This is a genomic window from Brevibacillus sp. IT-7CA2 (assembly GCF_949767855.1).
Classification (GTDB): domain Bacteria; phylum Bacillota; class Bacilli; order Brevibacillales; family Brevibacillaceae; genus Brevibacillus.
The window spans coordinates 66,914-89,432 of the sequence record NZ_CATKQT010000011.1 but is presented as its reverse complement, the minus strand read 5'-3'; the positions used below and the strand labels follow the sequence as shown (position 1 = coordinate 89,432).

Annotated in this window: 8 protein-coding genes; all 8 read left to right on the top strand. The window is 48.3% G+C overall.

Features of this window, described 5'->3' with window-relative positions; translation table 11 throughout:
• The first annotated feature begins 32 nt into the window (after positions 1–32).
• Complete coding sequence (gene edeK, locus ACM6JA_RS06905; RefSeq protein ID WP_414851722.1) at positions 33–4,016, top strand: edeine non-ribosomal peptide synthetase EdeK; 3,984 nt, start codon at positions 33–35, stop codon at positions 4,014–4,016.
• 30 nt (positions 4,017–4,046) lie between these two features.
• Positions 4,047–6,737 (top strand): edeine non-ribosomal peptide synthetase EdeJ, encoded by a 2,691-nt coding sequence (gene edeJ / locus ACM6JA_RS06900; protein WP_414851721.1) that lies wholly within the window; start codon positions 4,047–4,049, stop codon positions 6,735–6,737.
• A gap of 1 nt (position 6,738) precedes the next feature.
• Positions 6,739–15,393, top strand: a complete 8,655-nt coding sequence (gene edeI / locus ACM6JA_RS06895; RefSeq protein WP_414851720.1) for an edeine biosynthesis hybrid PKS-NRPS EdeI — start codon at positions 6,739–6,741, stop codon at positions 15,391–15,393.
• Positions 15,394–15,409: 16 nt separating this feature from the next.
• Positions 15,410–16,678 carry an ACP S-malonyltransferase gene (fabD, locus tag ACM6JA_RS06890; RefSeq protein WP_414851719.1) on the top strand — a complete coding sequence of 423 codons (1,269 nt, stop codon included), beginning with the start codon at positions 15,410–15,412 and terminating at the stop codon, positions 16,676–16,678.
• A 41-nt stretch (positions 16,679–16,719) separates the two neighbouring features.
• Positions 16,720–20,094 carry an edeine polyketide synthase EdeG gene (gene edeG, locus ACM6JA_RS06885; protein ID WP_414851718.1) on the top strand — a complete coding sequence of 1,125 codons (3,375 nt, stop codon included), beginning with the start codon at positions 16,720–16,722 and terminating at the stop codon, positions 20,092–20,094.
• Positions 20,095–20,137: 43 nt separating this feature from the next.
• Positions 20,138–21,181: a BtrH N-terminal domain-containing protein gene (locus ACM6JA_RS06880; RefSeq protein ID WP_414851717.1), complete on the top strand. Its 1,044-nt coding sequence runs from the start codon at positions 20,138–20,140 to the stop codon at positions 21,179–21,181.
• A gap of 25 nt (positions 21,182–21,206) precedes the next feature.
• Positions 21,207–21,443, top strand: coding sequence for a phosphopantetheine-binding protein (locus ACM6JA_RS06875; protein ID WP_414851716.1), 237 nt, complete (start codon positions 21,207–21,209; stop codon positions 21,441–21,443).
• Positions 21,444–21,509: 66 nt separating this feature from the next.
• Positions 21,510–22,478 (top strand): 2,3-diaminopropionate biosynthesis protein SbnA, encoded by a 969-nt coding sequence (sbnA, locus tag ACM6JA_RS06870; RefSeq protein WP_414851715.1) that lies wholly within the window; start codon positions 21,510–21,512, stop codon positions 22,476–22,478.
• Positions 22,479–22,519: the final 41 nt, after the last annotated feature.

Here is a 22,519-nt window from a genome sequence, read left to right as displayed (position 1 = left end):
AAATACATGACGGACAGAAAAGAGGGATTGGCTTGACAACGATAACTGCACAAAACATCTTGCTGGCCAGTGGGCAGTTTGATCGCGAAAAAGACTATTGGATGGAGAACCTCTCTCGAGAGTTTCATTCACTCGACCTTCCAACAGACTCTCGGGCCTCGTTTCAGCGTCAGTCTGATCTTCGTGAGCTGACCATCGTGTTTCCGGACGAACTGAGCAAGGCGCTGATTCATTTGAGCAATGGCTCGGATCAACGTTTGTTCATGGCTTTGCTGAGTGGATTTGGCATCTTGTTGTCCAAATACACGGGACATCAGGACATATGCGTTGGAACGGCTATCTTTCGTCAAACTGAACCGGGTGAGTTTTTGAACAAGTTACTGCCCTTGCGTCATCAGGTACTCCCGGAATGGACCATCAAGGAGCTGCTGCAAGAAGTTCGGCAGACCTTAAAGGCCGCTGTGGAACATCAGAACTACCCAATCTTGCGGTTGATCGAGGAACTGCAGGTACCGCAGCAGGGGAACAGCACACCGTTTTTTGAGGCGACTTGCTTGTTGGACGTCCTTCATGATCAGGACAGCCTGGAACGGGTTTCGAGCGAGTTGCAGCTCCTCTTTTCTAAAAAGGAAAACTCGCTCGAATTACTCGTGCGTTACGTGGGGCAAAGATACCAACGCCCCATGATGGAACGGATGATGGAGCATTTGGTCCGTATCTATCAGGTTATCGTAACGCAACCGAATCAGAAGATCGCGGAGATAGCGTGCTTATCTGAGGAAGAGGTTCGGGAGTTAGTTCTTTCATTCAACGACAACCGGGTTGATTTTCCGCGCGATCAGAGCTTTGATCGCCTCTTTGAGGAGCAGGTAAAAAAGACTCCTCATCGCAAAGCGGTGACAGACGGAAAAACAACCTTAACCTATCAGGAATTAAACGAGCGATCCAATCGACTCGCGCGCCATTTTATCCAGCAAGGATTACGACCTGGCACAAAAATTGGTATTTATATGAAGCGTAACGTGGATACGCTTGTTGCGATTCTTGCAGTGTTCAAGGCGGGGGGAGCCTACGTACCGATTGATCCAGACTATCCGCAGCATCGGATCTTGTACATCGTGCAGAAGAGCGAGATTGCAGGGTTAATAACTCAGCCTGACTTGCTAGATGGATTGGAGTCGATTCAAGCATCCTCACCTGAGCTGAAGTATCTCTATGTCTTTGGTCAAACCGATCAATCAGTAGAGTCACTATCGGGAGAGGACATCGATCGGGAGAGTGCGGGAACAGACTTGGCTTACATCATCTTCACATCGGGCACGACTGGACAACCAAAAGGCGTAATGGTGCACCATCGTGGAATGATTAACCACATTTTCGCTAAAATCAACGACCTATCCCTCTGCAAGGATGATCTTGTCGCACAAACGGCTTCACTTTGCTTTGATATATCTGTTTGGCAATATCTGGCTGTTTTGCTGGTGGGTGGCTCTGTGCAAGTGGTCGATACAGAGACGGTAATGGATACGCAGGCCCTTCATAACGTGCTGCGTTCCAACCGCGTCACCGTAGCGGAAGTGGTGCCATCTCTGCTCTCCGTGCTGCTTGATCTCGTTCAAGAATGGCACGACTCCGAACGCAGCTTTCCTGATCTGCGGTGGATGGCAGTGACAGGAGAGGAGTTGCCTGCCCCTCTGGTACGGCGTTGGTTTGCCTGCTATTCGGAAATTCCATTGGTGAATATGTACGGGCCAACGGAAGCATCCGATGATATTACCCACCACATTATTCGGGAAATGCCTAGCGATCAGCAGATTGTGGTTCCCATCGGCATACCGATCCAGAACACTCATATTTACATACTTGATCAAAATCAGTGTATCTGCCCGCGAGGCGTAAAAGGAGAAATAGGTGTGGCCGGTCCGGGGGTTGGATACGGCTACTACAAAGATGAGGAACGGACGCAAAAAGTCTTTGTAGCAAATCCGTATGCCAGCTGGGTAGAAGACCCTGACTACCAAGTCCTTTACCGAACGGGTGATGTAGGCCGGATCACGGAGGACGGATATATTGAGTACTTCGGGAGAATGGACAATCAAGTCAAGATTCGGGGATACCGAATCGAATTGAGTGAGATTGAACAGGTTATGCGCAGACATCCTGCGGTCAAGGATGCAGTGGTCTTGGCGCTTTCAGAGGAAACCGGTGCAAAGTACTTATGTGCCTATGTTGTTCCCCTGGAGGAGTTTTCCGCCCGAGATGTGCGTGATTATCTGTTTACTGTGCTTCCGGAATACATGGTGCCGATGCACTATGTAAAACAAAATGTATTGCCACTTACCCCTAACGGAAAAGTGGACAGAGGGGCTTTACCGAAGCCTGGCATACAGGATCGGGTCGACACATCTATTTTTGTGTCAGCGACAACCGAGACGGAAAAAGCTCTCACCCACATCTGGGCGCATGTGTTGCAGCTCGATTCAAACACAATCAGCGCTCGGGACAATTTCTTCGCTCTAGGGGGACACTCGTTAAAAATCAACGCGGTAGCTACCCAAGTTGCACAGCAGTTTGGCGTACAGCTTCCACTGCGAACCATGTTTAATCACCCAACTATTCAGGAACTCGGCAAGGTGATTGATGGAGCAGACAAGACGATTATGAAAAGACGTTTCCCAGTCGAAGCCAGATCGTACTATCCTGTTACGCCAGCCCAGCGCAAGTTCTTTATTCTTCAACAGTTGAATCCGGCTGACACAAGTCTTCATATTACGGCTGCCCGTTTCATCGAGGGTGATTTGAGCCGTGAGAAGGTAGAACATGCTTTTCAAGCATTGATTGACCGCCATGAATCTCTTCGTACCTCGTTTGATTATATAGATGGTCAAGTGGTTCAAATTGTACATGATTCGCTAGTCTTCCGTTTGGAAGTGAGCGAATCAAGTGCAGAGCAGTTGGAGGCCAGCCTGGCAACGTTTGTACGGCCATTCGACTTGCGTCAAGCGCCCTTGCTGCGTGCAGGGCTAATCCGGATTGAACCGGAAAAGCATCTCTTGTTGTTCGACATGCACCATATCGTTTCAGACGGTGTATCCATGGATATTCTCGTAGAGGACTTTGTTCGTCTCTATGCAGGCGTGACACTTCCTGCATTGGAAGTTCAGCAAAAAGAGTTTGCTGTATGGCAGGAATCTGCACTTGAGTCAGGGGAGCTTCAAGCTGACTATTGGGCAGACTTGTTTACCAGCCCGGCTCCACTTCTATCGATTCCGACTGATTACGAAAGGCCAGAATCTCTTACGTTTCCTGGTGCGACGATTGAGTTCGAGATATCGGAAGAGGAGAGGCAGCGGTTACAGGAGCTGGCAGCGCAGGAACATGCGACACTTTACATGGTGCTGTTGTCGGTATACAACATGTTGCTTGCAAAATACAGCGGCCAAGAGGATGTTGTTGTCGGAACTCCAGTAGCTGGGCGTAAATTTGCAGAGTTTGATGAAGTAATTGGGATGTTTATCAACACCATTCCTCTACGCAATTATCCAAAAGGCGAGAAAGCCTATCGCGAGTTTCTTGCGGAGGTCCGTGAGCATACGCTAGCCTCTTTTGAACAAGCGGATTACCCGATTGATCTGTTTGTCCAGACTCTTGGTCTTGAGCCAAATACAGGTCGTCAGCCCCTTTTTGATACGATCTTCGTCCTGCAAAACATGGACAATCCGGAAGGGGAACTGGAGCTTGAAGACATGATTGTCAAAAACTATCCACTGCAAAACAACACGGCTAAACTTGACCTTCATCTGTCGGCTTATCCTGTTTTTGACAGACTTACATGTAAGCTGGATTACCGTAGTGACCTGTTCCGAAGAGAAACGATGGAGCAGTTTGTGAGTGACTTCAAAAGCTTGTTGCAGCAGGTGATGGAAGATCCCCAGCGCCTCCTGCAGGACTTTGAATTGACCCGTGAGGTAGCCCTTATTCAAGCACAGGGCGTCGATTGGGATTTTGAATTTTAGAGCAAGCGGTGAGTAAGAGGGGGAGGGCATATGGAGACTACTATTTCGCAAAACATTCTGCTAACCAGTCGGAAATTTAGCCGGGAGGAGCAGTACTGGCATGAGAAGTTACAGGGGGAGTGGACGCTCTCCCTCCTTCCAACCGAAGGGACGGAGAAGGAAGGCGATGGGGTGGAGGAGACAAAAGAAATATCTTTTGTCTTTCCAGATGATTTAAACGCTGCCGTTACGGCCCATTGCGATCATCATCCGATGAAGCTCTACCTGTTCCTTCTGTCGACGTTTCAAATCATGCTGAATCGGTATAAGCAGACAGACGACATGATCATTCTCACGCCCGTCTTTCAGAATCCGCTTCCCCCTAATGCTTGGAATCGGGTGCTGCCGCTGCGTGTACGGATGCATCAAGAAGCTACTTTTGCAGAAGTGGCGAAAGAGGGTAAGCAGCTGGTCAAAGAGGCAATTGAGCATCAGAACTATCCGTTTTCGCAAATGATGCAATGGCTTGATCTATCGGACACCGATCTGACGACACTGCTGGATACAGCTTTCGTTCTAGAAAACATGCAAGATATTGCTGCTTTAGAAGGCTTATCCCTGCAAGTAGTATTTGCATTCAAGCAAACAGAAGATGGAATTACCGGACGCGTACGGTATGCGGGCGAACAGTTCCAAGAATCTGTCATCGAGCGCATGATTAGCCATTATCAACAAATTCTTCGTGATGTGGTCGTTGATCCCAAAAAATTGGTAAACACAATCGATATGTTGACAGAGGCGGAGCGGACTGATCTGTTGTATACCCGCAATCAAACGGACGTTCCTCATTCTGCTCCAAAGCCGATCCACCAACTGATCGAGGAACAGGCAGCGAGTACTCCTCATCTAACAGCGGCTGTGTTTGGCAACAAAACCCTTACCTACGCTCAACTAAATGGCAAAGCCAATTACCTAGCGCGTATGTTGAAGGACAGCGGCATTGGAAGAGGAAGCTATGTTCCCGTCTTGATGAATCGTAGCTTGAATTTGGTCATTTCCCTGCTAGCTGTGATGAAAACAGGTGCGGCCTTTGTCCCACTAGACGTGCAAAGTCCGAACGAACGGAAAAAGCAGCTACTGGATGAATTGGATTGTCCGGTGACCCTGATCGGGCCAGAAATACGTCAGGAACCGTCATTTGTGCAATTGACACGTGCTGTAATCGTCGATGCGGATGATATCCAGGAGGAAGGGGACTTGAAGGTTCAGGTAGATGTGGACGATCCGATCTATGTGATCTATACATCTGGTTCTACTGGTAAACCAAAAGGAGCTGTCGTTCCTCATATCGGTATTTTCAATCGGTTTCGCTGGATGGATGAACATTACGGTTGTACGGAACAGGACGCTATTTTCCAGACGACTCCCCATCACTACGACAGTTCGGTCTGGCAACTTTTCTGGCCGCTCTTGCATGGTGGCCGTACGGTATTGCCGATTCCTGAATTTGAGATGACGCTCGATCAAGTGTTGCACGCCATTTCAACCTATCAGATTACGATTACGGACTTTGTGCCGTCGGTCTTCAACCTGCTGGTGGATCAAATGGAAACACGGATGGACATACACGATTCACTTTCTTCAATTCGCCACCTGATCTTGGGGGGAGAGGAAATTACGGCTCACACCGTGCATCTGTTTCTTCAGCGGTTTCCCCACGTTCGTATCACGAATCTGTACGGTCCAACGGAGACGTCTATTGGTGTCATCTACTTTGAGATCGACCATACCCACCAGGGACCGATACCGATCGGAAAGCCGATAGCCAATACGAAAATTTTGCTGCTGGATTCAAATCGCAAACTTGTTCCGGCTGGACAACAAGGGGAGATTTACATAACTGGCTTGTGCTTGGGACACGGTTACCTGCACGATCCTGAGAAAACAGCAGCCAGCTTTGTTGACAACCCATATCCGGAAATTGGTTATCAAAAGCTTTACCGGACAGGCGACCTTGGGCGTTATCTGCCGAATGGCAATATCAAGTTCTGTGGTCGCATCGATCATCAAGTAAAAGTACGCGGGCATCGAATTGAGCTGGGCGAGATTGATGAGGTTCTATTGTCCCACCCGCTAGTAAAAGAGTGTGCCGTGCTATTTCAAGAAGAGAAGGCTCGATTGTGCGCTTACTACGTATCGAATGCTCAGGAATTGACCGCAAGTGACTTGCGTGGTTATCTCAGCGAACGGCTTCCCGATCACATGATCCCTTCCTTTTTTGTCAGCATTGAAAAAATGCCTTTGACAGCAGGGGGCAAGATCAATCGTAAGCTACTGCCTGAAGTGGATGAGCAACAGGCGTCCGATACAGAATATGTAGCTCCACGAAACGAGAAGGAAGAACAGCTAGTTACCATCTGGAAAGAAATCTTGGGAATCGAAAAAGTGGGGGTACACGACAGCTTTTTCCAGCTGGGAGGGAATTCCCTGCTGTTGCTTAAAATGCATGCGCAAATTGTAAAACAAGTGGATAGCGAGATTAGCGTCGCGCATTTGTTTTCCTACTATACGATTGCCATGTTTGTAGATTTTCTCGAACAAAGAAAACAGGATCAGTTTGCATCTATGGAAGATCAAAGCGATGATGATGAATCCCTTCTGGAATTGCTGAGGGAGGTCAAGGAGGGAGTTCTCTCTGTAGACAAGGGTGCCGAACTGATCGACAAAAGGAAGGGGAATTAGGATGAGTTTGCTAAAAAAATACATCTTGGAGCAAGTGGCAGCTCATCGACTGCAAGAGAAGGAAGCACTTCCTTTGCTGAAGGAACTGTCCTCTGCCACCGTAAATACACGCCAAGATATCGCGATCATCGGTATGGCTTGTCGTTTTCCTGGAGCCAGCAGCCTCGAAGAATACTGGAACAATTTGCAACAGGGGCACGATTCAATCGGTGATATCCCTGCTGCAAGGCGTCCAGATGTCGAGCGGGTAGCGAGAGAATTTTTTAACGACACAGATTTCAAGTATGAGCGGATGGGTTATCTCGATCACGTGGATTTATTTGATCATGCGTTTTTCGAGATATCACCTGCAGAGGCTCGAACCATGGATCCTTATCAGCGGATGTTTCTCGAGTTGGCATGGGAAACATTTGAACATGCCGGGTATAGCGAGAAGATGATCAGCGGTTCTCCTACAGGCGTATTTCTGGGATATTGTGACAATGAATCACAATACCAGCGTGTGCTGAAAAACGTTGATTCGTCCTCGCTGGCTGGCAACGTTGCAGCAATTATCGCTTCACGAATTTCCTATTTGCTGAATCTGTCAGGTCCGAGCCAATTGATTAATACATCTTGCTCTTCCTCCTTGGTCGCTCTGCACCAAGCATGTCAGGCCATTGGAAATAACGATTGTCGAATGGCTCTCGTTGGTGGAGTTAACCTTTCCCTGTTTCCGATTCAACAAGATACTGACTTTGGCATCGTTTCTGTAGATCGCAAAACCAAAGCTTTTGATGACTTTGCTGACGGAACAGTATGGGGAGAAGGTCTTGGCGCTGTTCTTTTGAAGTCCTACGATCAAGCAGTCAAGGACAACGACTATATCCATGCCGTGATCAAAAGCACAGCTGTCAATTGTGATGGCCGTTCTACCAGTATTACAGCGCCCAATGCGATTTCCCAGTCTGCTTTGTTGCGAACAACATGGGAGCGGGCGCGAATCAATCCAGAGAGCATCTCCTATATTGAGGCACATGGAACAGGGACAAGACTAGGCGACCCTGTAGAGATTGAAGGGATCATGCATGCCTTTCAGAAAGTTTCAAAACGTAAGCAATTTTGCGCAATAGGCTCGGTCAAAAGCAATATCGGGCACACGATAGCCGCATCAGGTGTGGCTGGGATCATTAAGACGGCTCTGATGATGAAGCATCGCCAGATACCGCCTACGCTGCATGTGAAACGGCCGAATACCTTAATTCCTTTTATCGATTCGCCTGTTTATATAAATGATGTGCTAAAGGCTTGGGATGTAGAGGCGGACCAACCTGTGAGGAGAGCCGGGGTAAGTGCATTCGGCCTGAGTGGGACAAACGCCCACGTCATATTGGAAGAGCCTCCTAAGCGCGAGGCGACACCCGTTTCAGAATCTAGCGATTACCTCATTACGTTATCTGCCAAAACAAGTGAGTCACTATGGGATTTGCTCGAGAAATACCAAGCATTTTTATCAGCGCCTTCTGAGCATTCTCTTCTTGATATGTGCGCTACTGCCAATATTGGGCGTGGTCACTATCGGCATCGCCTTGCTTTCCTTATCAACAGCAAAGAGGACTTTTTGCAGAAGATCCATCGCTTGAGCGCGGGGGAACGGATGGAGGACGGTGCTCCGCTTGTTGATGGGAACCAGGTGTTCTACGGGGTACTGAATTCCCGTGGGGAAAGTTCATTGCCGATCAGCATGCAAATAGACAGCTCTAACCCAGTAGAAATGGCAAAACAGTACGTGCGAGGGGTGCCTATTAATTGGCTTGAATACTACCGTCCAGTCAAATGGAAAAAGGTACCCTTGCCAACTTATTCCTTTGCCAAAAACCGACACTGGGTGCAATCGGATCAACCCGCAAACGACACGGTTGAGCGGTCCGCAACTGTAGCATCTGATGCGGCACATGAGAACGAAACAGCTGATGTTCATGAAATTGCTTCCACCTTCTTTACGTTTGGGGAAACGTTGCTCAATCAGGTGAATGTCCAAAAGCAAACAGGTTTGGAAGAGGATGAGACTTTTTATTCCGGCTTGTCATCGCTTGCATGCTTCAATCAACTGGGCGTTTTCCACAAGCAGGTTCAAACGTATTCGTTGGAAGAATTGCGTGAAGCTGTAGGGCTTGATGAAAGAAATGAGCATCTTTTCCAACTCATGCTTGGACTCGTCGTTCAAGCGGCCCTTGTTGAACAAGTTGCAGGAACATATCGACTTGCTGCTCAAGCAGAGGGTCTTGATGCGGAAACGTTTTATCAGGATTGTCTGGATCGCTATCCGAATGAGCGAGATACGTTCACCCAATTAAAAGCGTGCTTTGCCCATTACTCAACTATCATGACAGGGCAGACCGTACTTGTGTCGAACGGTACCTCTGACTTTTTCAAGTCGTATGCGGATCGCCTTACTCTTGGAAACCCTTCTGGACTTATGGCAGTGGAAACAATTGCCCAATACATCCATTCGTTTGACCGTCCTGTTCGAATTCTGGAGCTCGGAGGCGGTTCAAGCAGTCTTACTCGCTTATTGCTGCCGAAAATTGAGAAACAAGATGTCACCTATCTGTTTACGGATTGTACGCAAATGTCTCTCGTAGAGGCAGAGAAAGAGTTCCAAGAAGTGTACCCGTTTGTGCAGTTCCGTCCGTTCAACATGGAGCAGGCCCCTGCCGAACAAGGCTTCGATTTACATGCGTACGATGTGATTATCGCCAATAACGCTATTCACAAGGCGAGGGATGTTCGGGCATCCTTATCGATTTTGCATCAGTTGCTTGCAGAGCAAGGCGTGCTGTTTGCGATCGAGCTCGTGAAAAATCGTTCAACGTCAAATGTGATCGGGGGACTTGCCGCAGACTGGTGGCAGCATGAAGACACCGATCTGCGACAGCAAGCCAGACTAATGGATGCCTCACGTTGGGAAAAGGCGCTTCGGGATACAAACTATCAATCGGTTGCCATTTATCCGTCGTCAACAGCGCTGCTTGATCTTTCTGATTCAGCCTTATTGATCGGGCGCTCAGCGTATACGCCACAAGAGTATCGAGAGTGGCTCTACCAGATCAAGTGGCAAACGAAAGAGCTGTCAACTAATCATCAGACCCAGCGTCCAGGGATCTGGTTGGTGTTTCAAGATGAAGGCGGTGTAGGAGAAACGCTTGCTGACGCGATGTCATCGGAAGGACATGAAGTGTTCAGACTTCGCAGTGGTGAGGCTTTTACCTCCGTCTCTTCCCACGAGTTTATCCTAGATTCCACCCAGCCGGCAGATCTGCGGCGTGTGTTCGAGAGACTCGGGGACAAAAAGGAAAAGCTGACGGGGATTATCCACTTATGGAGCTTGACCTCGGGCGCCCTAAAGCCAAGTGACCTCGGACAGCTAGAAGCTCTTGAGTCAGCACAACATCTGGGAGTGTACAGTCTGTTTCATTTGACACAAGCGTTACTTGAGCTGGATCTGAAGCAGGTGCTTGATTTACGCATCGTCTCGAACTACGCACAGGCAGTAGATGAGAACGGACCTGTTTATCCAGAAAAAGCTCCCTTGTTCGGTCTTGCCAAAGTTATCTCGCAGGAAAACCCAAAACTGCAGTGCTTTAGCCTGGATCTCGCAACAGAGGGGCTTTCAACATCGCAGTTGGCTGGTCAGCTTCTAGCGGAAATTCGCTGCAATCGGGATGACACTTTGGTTGCCTATAGAGGAAATCGCAGCGTACCAGAAATGAATCGCTGCGATATCGATAAAATTTCGAAGCGGCCCGTAGATATCCGCGAAAATGGCGTTTACTTGATCGCCGGAGGGACAGGGAAACTGGGACTGGCATTTAGTAAGCATCTGGCCGCTCAAAAAAATGTGACGCTCGTGCTGATTAATCGTTCTCCACTTCCACCAAACCACGAGTGGCAAGAGCGTTTACAGCATCCAGATTGCAGTGCTGCTGAGGCACGAAAGCTGAAAGCTCTGCTTGAGCTAGAGGAAATGGGAGCGCAGGTAGTCTGCTACGCAGCCGACGTGTCTGACCGTCAGCAGATGGAGGATATTTCCGAGCAAGTCCGTGCTCGTTACGGACCAATCAACGGCATTATCCAATCCGCGGCGCATATCACCTTCGAAACGATTCAAACGAAGAAGTTTTCCGATTTTCAAAATGGCTTGAAAGCGAAGATGGCGGGCACAGTCATACTCGATCAGATAGCTGAACCGGAGCATTTGGATTTCTTTGTGATCTTCTCATCGCTTGCTTCGATTTGGGGTGGAGCGACCGGAAGTGACTATGTCTCGTCCAACTGCTTCTTGGATACCTATAGTGCAGCTCGCAATCGAACGGGAAAACCAACGATAGCTTTGAACTGGTATGCGTTTGAAGGCATAACAGGTCCTGGTTTTATCGGATACATGCCGATGGATGGAGCAATTCAAGCCTTTGATGCATCGTTGTCTTGCCAAACTGAACACCTGATCATTGGACAATTTGATTTACAAGTGCTAAAAGAATGGGCACCGTCTCTGAAAGTAAAGCTCGGAGATACGATCTTTGCAAGCGTGAAAACTCACAAAGAACGCGAAGCACCATCCGCTGCGACCATGCAAAACCGTGTTGTTTTGTCTGGCAGGGAGGAAGGCGATCGCTACACTTTGTGGGAGCAAGCCTTAGGTCAGATTTGGTCCGATGTGCTGGGTTACACCGAATTGAGCATCGACGACGACTTTTTCAGGCTGGGTGGCGATTCTCTATTGGCAATCGGTATCGTTTCCCGGGTCTCCAAGCAGATGCAAAGAGAGATTACGATCACCGACTTATTTCAAACACCGACGATCCGTCAATTGGCTGTATTAATGGCTCCGAATGAAGAAACAGCTGTGTCAGCGATTCCTGTAGCAGAGCATCGGGAAGCTTACCCCGCCACCTCGTCTCAGCAGAGAATTTATGTGCTGGAACAAATGCAGGAAGGAGCAGTTGCCTACAACATCCCTACAATCATGATGCTTGAAGGAGAGCTGGACAGAGAGGCTTTCGAACGTGCATTTGTCTCGCTGGTGCAGCGTCATGAGTCGTTGCGCACCTCATTTTCCATCGTGGATGGAGTTTTGATGCAAACGATTCAGCCGAGCGTAGATTTTACGTTGGCGTATAGTGAAGTTGACGAGAACGAGGCCAAGAGAACGGTCGAACAATTTATTCAACCATTCGACTTGTCAAAAGCGCCGCTTGTACGCGGTATGCTCATTCGCATTGATGTCAACAAACACATGTTGCTGTTCGACATGCATCACATTATTTCCGATGGTGTGTCCATCAACATTTTGATCCGCGAGTTCTTCCAATTGTATCAAGGACTCGAGTTGCCCGAGCTGCGGATTCAATATAAAGACTACAGTGTGTGGCAATCAGAGCAGCTGGGTAATGGGGTATTGGTCGCTCAGGAGAAATTCTGGCTAAAAGAGCTGGATGGAGAACTTCCTGTGCTTAACCTGCCTACGGACCACCCTCGACCGTCCGTTCAGAGCTTCGAGGGAGATGTCTTGACCTTTGAGATACCTCAAGAGAGGACAGAGAAGATACAGGCACTGGCAAAAAACAATTGCTCAACCTTGTACATGACGCTACTGGGAGCGCTCACCATTATGCTGTCGAAATACGCTGGCGAAGAAGACATTATCATTGGATCGCCAGTGGCTGGTCGTCATCATGCAGACCTGGAAAACATCGTTGGTGTCTTTTTGAACACACTGGCGATGAGAAACTTCCCGCGAAGCGATCGAACCGTGGCGGATTTCCTTGAGGAAGTAAAAGAACGGGCACTGGCGGCGCTCTCTCATGCCGACTATCCGTTCGAAATGCTGGTGGATCGTCTGACGCTGCCAAAAGATACGGCGCGCAACCCACTGTTTGATGTGATGTTCATTTTGCAAAATACCGGCGACGCGAAGGGAAGCATGAGTGCAAATGGGCTGACGCTCTCTCCCTATCCATTTGAACAGCGCTCTGCCCAGTTTGATCTGACCTTTGACATCATTGAGCGAGAACAGCGCCTGATTGTCGATATCGAATACAGCAACAAGCTGTTCAGCAAAGAGACGATCGCGTCGATGTCTACACACTTCCAGAAGATTCTGGAGCAGATGGTGGAAGATCCTGAACAGTTGATCGGCAAGATGTCCATGCTGGCAGTAGAAGAACGCTTGCTGCTGATTGAGCAATGGAATGACACGAGTTTGGAATACTCTCGTGAAAAAACAGTCGTCCAGCTCTTTGAAGAAGTAGCGGCAAAACAGCCGAACGCGTTAGCTGTAACATGCGGAGATGAGAAAGTCACTTATGCGGAATTAAATAAGCGAGCAAACCAAGTAGCCCGTTTGATCAAGCAACATGACGTCACTGCTGATACTTGCGTGGGCCTTTTGACGAATCGCTCTGTGGAAATGATGGTCGGACTCTTGGCGATCTTGAAAGCAGGGGCTGCATTTGTTCCGATTGATCCGCACTATCCAGAAGAACGCATTTCCTATGTTTTGGAAAACAGCATGACTCGCCTCGTCTTAACCCACGATTCTCTGGCAGAAAAGCAGTGGGGAAGTGTTGTCCGAGTAGACGTAAACGATTCTCGGATGGTGATGGAAGACGACTCCAATCTTCCGCCACAGGCTACACCTGGCGATCTCGCCTATGTTATTTACACATCGGGTTCTACAGGCAAGCCTAAAGGCGTTATGGTTGAGCACGGCAATTTGATGAGCTTCTGCTCAGGGATCGGCGTACACATCGATTTTGCCAGCGCAGACAAAATGCTGGCTGTGACGACGATTTCGTTTGATATTTTTCTGCTTGAAACGATTGTACCGCTGGCGAAAGGGATGACTGTGGTCATTGCAACCGAACAGCAGCAAGCCGACCCGCAGGTGCTCAAGGAGTTGATTTTGCAGGAAGAAATCACTTTCCTTCAACTGACTCCATCCCGTTTACAGCTCATGCTGGAAGAGAAGAGCAACTTGCACGCACTTGACTGCCTGAAAGCGATCCTGATTGGAGGAGAAGCCCTTTCAGCGTCTTTGTTCCAACGGCTTCGCACACAGACCAAGGCGAGACTTTACAATCTGTACGGTCCAACTGAAACAACGATCTGGTCTACGGTGCAGGACTTGACTGAGGCAGAGGAAGTAACCATTGGCGCGCCATTGCCCAATACACAAGTCTACATCCTCGATGAGCATCTGCAAGTGCAGCCTATGAAGATCACTGGCGATCTTTACATTGCAGGGGATGGGGTAACGAGAGGCTACTTCGGTCAGCCAACACTGACGGATGAGCGCTATATCCCTAATCCGTTTAAACCTGGTCAACGTATGTACAAAACAGGTGATCTCGCGAGATGGATGCCGGACGGACGTGTTGAATATGTGGGACGATCCGACTTTCAGTGCAAAGTACGCGGTTATCGGATCGAATTGGGTGAGATTGAAAGTGCCCTTTGTCAGCATCCGGATATTACGGAAGCGGTGGTCAGTGTGCGAGATACTGCCAGCAATCCTTACCTGTCTGCGTACTATATGGCAGAGCGAACGTTGGACAGTGATGAATTGCGAGCCATGCTGAGCAAAAGTTTACCCGATTACATGATTCCACATTTCTATACGCATATGAGTATGTGGCCTCTAACACCAAACGGAAAACTGGATCGCAAATCATTGCCAGAGCCTGATTCACTCCAAGACAAGCACACCGAATATCAAGCCCCGGCTACCAGACTGGAAGAACAGGTGGCGGGCATCTGGCGGGAAGTGCTTAAACGTGAAACGGTCGGTATGCAGGATAACTTCTTCCAAATAGGCGGTACTTCGCTTTTGCTGGTGCAAGTTCATGCCAAGCTTGAACAACTTTATCCTGGACGGGTTCGAATTGCCGATTTGTTCGCTCATCCTACGCTGTTCAGTCTTACCAACTTTTTGAAGAATGCCGCTTTAGATATAGCAGATGAACAAGAGGAAACCGATACGACCACTTATTGGTTGAAGGAGCTGGATCGTGTCTCGCTTATAGAGTTGCCACCTCAGTATTGGACTAATGGAGAAGCGAATGCGGACACAAACTGGGTTCAATTCTCACTTACTGATGATCTGTTTGAAAATGTGCAGCAGGTAAGTCAAATGGAGGCTGTTGAGGTAAGAGACGTTTTGCTTTCGATGTATGTATACCTCATGGCGGAATTGACAGGACAGCAGGATCTTTATATGGAAGTGGCTGTCGCCAAGGAGCTGCAGATGAATGCTTATCCATTCCGGGTGAACATGTCAGAGGTCAACACCTTCTTCGATCTATTCAAGCAGGTGCAGCAGAAACGACAGTTCATCGAGAAAATGACGGGGGAAGCCTCGTTGTGGCTAAAAAAATTACGGACGGATCGCAACGATGGAACCATCATTCCATTCTTCGGCAGTGTCAATGAGTTTACAAATGCATCGTTCACACACCATGAACATGAGCTTACCTTCTGGATCAAGGAAGGAAAAGACGTGATTGATATCGTGTGTGCATTCGACCCTGATTGCCTCCGGGCAGAAAAAGTCACGGAGATGACTCAGGATTATCAGCAATTGCTCAGGATGCTAGTGAATGAATACATGACGTAGAGAAGGGTGATCAAAAATGGACAAAATCGCACTCTTATTCCCGGGACAAGGTTCGCAATATGTTGGAATGGGCCAAGCATTATGTGAGGCCCATCCCATTGCCGCTCGCACCTTTGAAGAAGCAAGTGATGCGCTTGGATTTAACCTGCAAACACTTTGTTTTGCAGGGGATGTACAAGAACTGACCAAAACAGAGCACGCACAGCCAGCAATCCTGACGGCAAGTGTCGCAGCCTTCCGCGTTTATTCACAGGAAATGAACATCGAACCGAAGTGGGTGGCTGGTCACAGTCTGGGCGAGTTTACGGCCCTGACTTGTGCCGGTGCTATCCAGTTTGCAGATGCCGTCCGCCTTGTCTATCGCCGAGGTCAGTTCATGCAGGCGGCTACGCCGCAGGGTGTCGGAGCCATGTCAGCAATCTTCGGGTTGAATGCTCAACTTGTCGAGGAGATTTGTCGGGAACATTCTCGTGACGATGCGATCGTCGTGGTCGCGAACCATAACTCCGCTGATCAGATCGTCATCTCCGGACATGCACATGCGGTGCGGCAAGTAGAAGAAGCGTGCAAGCAGCATGGTTCGACTTCCGTAGTCAGCCTCAAGGTGAGTGCGCCTTTCCATTCGCCACTCATGGTGCAAGCAGCTGAACAATTAAATGAAGAATTGAAGCGATACACGTATAGCGATCCCAAATGGCCTGTGATTTCCAATGTGACAGCACAACCCTATGTCCATGCTGATCAACTTGTCGATTTGCTCACAGCCCAGACAACCAGCCCTGTTCGCTGGCAATCCACGATGGATTACTTGGTAAAACAGGGAGCGAATACCGTAATTGAGCTCGGTCCAAAAAATGTACTGACAAATTTGGTCAAAGGATATCCCCTTCGTGCTTTTGCCTTTGACAAGCAGGGGGAGATCAATCGTTATCAGCAAGAGATTCAGGATGCTAAAACGCATAATCAAGCAGCAATTGCCCAACTGGTCGATTCTTGCATTGCGATTGCTGTTTGCACGAAAAACCGCGGTCTCGATGAAGAGGCGTACCAGCAAGGGGTGATCGCTCCTTATCAAGCTCTTCAACAACTGAGGCAACAGCTGGAACAAGGAGAAAAAGAGGGGGGCTATGGAGATGTAAGCGAAGCTTTTTCTCTGCTTCGTTTGATCTTGCAAACAAAAAAAGCTCCTGACGCGGAACAAGCCATGCGCTTTGAACAGCTGACCAGCAAACCGGACTTGCAACAGCGATTTCCTGAGATCGGCAACGAATGGCAAGCAAGCTAAGCCGAACCAGGTGAGCAGAGGACCCAAGGAGGAAGAATGCAGTGAGCAAGCCATTAGGACTTAACCGAGTCAAACTGAATAAACAGCAGACGGATGCTCATTCAACAGACAGCAAACCCAATCAACACGATATTGCGGTGATTGGTGCTGCTTGCCGATTCGGAAGCGCAGAAAACCCGGCAGACTTTTGGCGTCTGTTGCAAGCTGGTCAAGATTGTGTGCGAGAGCTTCCCAAAGAGCGCCAGAACGATTTGATTCCATTGTTACTCGCCAAAGGGTTGACGATGGAACAAATTCAATTTCGAGAAGCTGCCTACCTGAATGAAATTGATAAATTCGATCCGCAATTCTTCGGTCTTTCTCCTAAGGAAGCCAGCCAGATGGACCCAAACCAGCGCTTATTTCTTCTGACATGCTGGGAGGCGATTGAGGACGCTGGATATGGTGGAACGATGCTCGCGGGTAGCCGTACGGGTGTATATCTGGGATTTAGCAGTGATTTTGGTGAAGAGTATAGACGAATGATTCGAGAGCTGGAACCAGATGCGCTGTCCACCTCAATCATTGGCAATATGAAATCGGTGATCGCTTCTCGCGTATCCTATCTGTTGGATCTCAAAGGTCCGAGCATGCTTGTGGATACGTCCTGCTCCTCTTCGCTGATGGCTGTTCATCTAGCATGCCAAGCGATTCGTCGAGGAGAATGTGAAATGGCGCTGGCTGGCGGTGTCAAGCTCATCTTGCTGTCTTTACAAGATGGAAGCAATGATTTGGGAATTTTATCGCAATCTGGTCGTACTCGACCTTTTGACAATGATTCAGACGGTACAGGTGTCGGTGAAGGCGTTGGCGCCGTTTTGCTGAAACCGTTGACAAAGGCTCTTGCAGACGGGGATTCGATTTATGCCGTAATCAAGGGAAGCGCCGCCAATCAAGACGGCCATTCTTTCGGGCTTACGGCGCCAAATTCATTGGCACAAGCCGAAGTGATTCAGCAGGCATGGAAAGACGCGCAGATTGATCCCGAAACCCTTACCTATATCGAGGTGCACAGCATAGGTACCAAGCTGGGTGATCCTATGGAGATGGATGGGCTGGAGAGAGCGTTTCGCCCATACACAAACCGGCGCCAATTTTGCGGGATCGGCTCTGTAAAAACGAACATCGGTCACACCGACCACGTAGCGGGGATGGCTGGTCTTTTCAAGGTGATCCTGTCTCTTAAACAAAAGCAGATACCTCCGCATTTGCACTTTCAGCGCGCGAATCGGATGATTCCTTTTGAACAATCTCCCATTTACATCCACGACACATTGACAGAGTGGGAACCAGAGCAAAGCGTGCGACGGGCTGGAATCAGTTCGTTTGGGATGAGTGGAACCAATGTGCACCTCGTAGTAGAGGAAGCACCAGGATTCAAACAGCCCCCCAAGCAAGACGAAGGGACTCAGGCTATCGCTTTATCCGCTAAAAGCAAGGAGAGCTTGCTCAGTCTGTTACTCCGTTTTCAGAAGTGGAACAGCAAGCCCGTGGATGAACTGCCGACATTGGAAAGTCTCAGCTTTACGGCAAATACGGGCCGTAGTCACTACGGCTACCGCTTGCTGCTTATTTGCAGGGACATGGACGATTTTGCCGCAAAAATCTCCAAGTTGTGCGCGAGCGACTGGACATCACTTTCTGAACCAGATATTTTCTTTGGCTGGCACAAGGTTATCTCGCAGGAAAAAGCTGATAGAGAGCCTGGGATACTGACTGAGGCAGAACAGCAAGCGATGAATAAGGATGCCAATGCTCTTTTGCAAAAGCTTTTGTTGGCGCAAAGCAAAGAGTTATCTGATCTGAAAGCGCTCGGCGAATTGTATGTGAGTGGGGCAGATGTACGCTGGAGTGCCATGTATACGTTTAAAAAGCCGCGTCGCGTGCATCTCCCTGTTTATCCGTTTGAACGTAAGCGTTGTTGGTTGGATATCTCATCTCTTCATTCTCTTGCTCTTGGCAAAGATGCCGGGAGAGAAAAAGACAATGTTGCACCGCAAATATCTGGAGAAGCGAAGCTGCCAAAAGTGGTGGTACGTGGGAGAAAACATGATACCTACACCGTTTTAGAGCAAGAGCTGGCTCACATTTGGGGATACGTTCTGGGGCTTGAAGAAGTAGATGTCCATGACAATTTTTACGATCTGGGCGGGGACTCGATCATCGCGATTCGAATGATCAGCGAAATCTCCAAGCGGATGAACCGAGAAGTAGAAGTACAAGACCTGCTTACCCATTTGACGATTTCCGATTTTGCTGCCTATCTTGATGCGGTTGGGCATGAAGTTGAACAGGTTGCGAAAGCAGAGGCAGCTGCTACTGCAGTCCAAACTGTTCAACAACGAAACACAAATTCATTGCATGGTACGCAAATCAAACGCAGCTCGTATGCAGATGTCAGTCAACTATCTTGGCGTCAATGGAATTGTTATGATCGCGGTCTCGCTTTATTAATGGAGGAGCAGGATGCCCATCTGATTCCGTATTTTAAGCTTTTTCTCGGGTTGAAGCGCGGCTATCAGCTCGATGCTGAGGGGTACCCCTATTCGTATCGGGAGCATGCTGAGGTTATGGGATATTTGTCGGATGAGGAGATGCTTTACAAATTTGGCTATCGGGTCAAGCTCGTGCCGGTCGCTCGTCTGGATGAATTGCATGAGTCGATCATTCACCAATTGGATCAAGGAAAGCCCGTAATGGTTGCGTTTGACGAGTACTACACCTTTTATACGCCGCAATACCAAAAGGAACATACCGATCACCTCACCGTCATCACTGGCTATGACCATGACAAGCAGGTTTATACGATCATCAATCACAATCATTTGACTCGCGGGCAAGCTCAACGAATCCAGTACGATAAATTTTCCACAACGTACCAAACGCTTGAGGAGATTTATGCAAATATAGAGCCGCATTCCCGGCTAATCATGGTGCTCGATCGCGTTACAGATGACGAAGCAATCTTGCGTGCCAGCGCAGAACAGGAGTTGCTGCGTTTACTAAAAGCGGTCGAGAGTAAACAGCAAGTTGGCCGTGAGCTTACGCTGTTGCTGTTACTTACGGAGCAGCCAGACACCTATTTTCATGAGGCCAATTTAAACGAGCTCTACGTTCAATTAGGCGGGAAAGAACTGTGGGTGGAAACATTATTGGACTGTTACATTCCACAGGCGGATCAGTCTGTACGCGAACTGGCGGAGGAGATTTTGCAGACATCCAATAACGTGGTGAATCGCTATGCCCTTAGCTTATACAAAGAAAAAATGTTGAAGCGTTCCGATATGGAAGCTGCTGTCGATAAGTTGAGGTCTCTCACTAGTCAATTTCTGCAACAAGTATTTGCCTTGCGAGAACGTGATTCGGATATCCGATAGTCGCATGTGTTTACCAATACGATAGACAGGAAGGAGAGTGCTCATGTCACTCACCGAGATTCAACCGAGCAAGCATCCGAACCTGGATTGCATCGGCGCTTCTATCTACACGGTTCTGAAATACCTGAACTTTTCCGCCTTGGAAACAGCTTGGAAGCAGTGCGGTGCCATCTATCTGAAAACGCAGGATTCTCCTTATGGAGATGTAAACGGTCAATACATGAGAACAGTCGCAGAGCTTATGTGGATTCACAATATCTGCGTTGAAGGACGGGCTGAACCTGAAGACGACCTGTTTTTGGCAAATATTCAAGAACGTTTGGAACGGGAGATACCGACAATCGTCCTCTGCAATATGGCAGAACTCCCGTACAACCCTTATTATCAGGACCTGCCTGAAATGCATAGCATCATTGTCACAGGAAGAGAAGATAATCAGCTTCTGATTGTAGATGATTACTACCGCTACAAAGGTCTGTTGCCCATCGAGCAATTTTTACAGGCGAGTAACTCTTCCTATCGGGATGCAGGCACAGGTGAATGGTATCCACTCCACAATCGTTCATTTGAATTGGTCCTTTCAGATTCCCTGCATCCGACGCCCGATCATTTGCTGGAAGCGGTCAGGAGCAATCTTAGCGTACTAGAGGGTCGTTGCGACATAAGTCAAATCAAGCGGGAGTTGGATATACCCGATGAAGTCAACGTCGAGGTTGGGCTGAAATCCCTTGATCCTTTTCTCAAAGACGTAGAGGCTTTTCTCGCTAGCGGAGTGGAGATTACAGACGATCATCTCGATATCCTTAACCACAGCTTGATCAGCATGGCACAAACACGTGCGATGTATGCCAATGTCCTGCAGGCGATCAGTGAGAAGTACGAAAACTTTGCAGATCTTGCCGAGCAGTATCGCAGTATCGGACATCAATGGAAAATTACGACCAATATGATTCTTAAGGCGTTTGACAGTAATCGCAGTGACATGGTTCATCGCGTTCTGCAAAAAATCAGCAGCATAAAATCGCAGGAATTTGAGGCGGTCGTCAAAACAAGAGAAGTACTGGAACGGGTTGGCGTTGTTGTGTAAGCATCTACCACTTGGAGGGACTCCTATGGAAAGGGAAAACGAAGTATACGAGACGCTCCTCCGGTTGTTTTCTGAGTACGTGAACGAAAGCGGAGAACTTACGGAGTACATTGATTCATTGACCTTTATCAAGTCGGTCGTAAAGGTTGAAAAAGAGTTTGGCATTGAATTCGATGATGACATGCTCCATTTGGAAAGCTTTCAAGATATGAAAACGTTGGCAAGTTACATCCAGCAAAAAATGGATGCAAAATCTGCCTGATCGAAGGGCCAAGATGTATACGGTCGATTGGACGAAGACGGGAAAAATCGGGAGTGAGGGCTCAATATGCTAACGAAAATGATGGCCATAAGTCAGATGATTGGCAATACGCCTTTAAACAAACTTGAGCATGAGCACATCAATCTGTTTTGCAAGCTCGAATACAACAACCTCATGGGAAGTGTAAAAGTGAGGCCGGCCTTTTACATATTACAGGAGGCGATCAAAAGAGGAGAGATCACACAGGAAACTACTGTAATCGAGTCTTCTTCGGGAAACTTTGCTATTGCTTTGGCGACGTTATGCAAGCGACTCGGAATTAAATTTATTCCAGTCATCGATCCAAACATTAATCCCGTCTATGAGAACTTGCTCAGGGTAATTTCCCATGAGGTCGTAAAAGTAACGGACCGTGACGAGACAGGAGGATTTCTCTTAACGCGGATCCAAACGGTCAATCGCCTGCTGAATGAGACGAATAACTCGTTTTGGACCAATCAGTACGGAAATCCGGATAGCGCTCGAGCCCATTACTTCGGACTGGGAGCCGAGATCGCAGACAGCTTCGAGACATTGGACTATGCTTTTATCGGCGTTAGCTCTGGCGGCACGATTACGGGAATTTCGCAGCGATTGAAGGAACGTTTTCCTGACATAAAAATCATTGCTGTCGATACGGTAGGATCAGTGATTTTTGGACAAGAGCCACAAAAACGATACATCCCTGGAATTGGATCGAGCATGCGGCCAGACATACTCAAGGGCGCGATTATTGATGAGGTCGTTCATGTTTCGGAGGAGGACACAGTCGAGGCTTGCTATCAGCTGTACACTGAGCATGGCATTTTTGCTGGAGGATCTTCTGGGACTTCCTACTGGGCGATTAAAAACTATTTCAAAGATCAAAAACACGTAGTCAAGCCAAATGTTGTCTTTTTATGTCCAGATGGTGGTATGCCATATGTCAATACCGTATACAACCAGGAATGGGTTCAGTGGTTGCATCAGCAAAAGCATTCTTTCGTTGGCAATTAAGTAGTGTTCAATCAAATTTACTACGATAAGCAGGGTGGGAT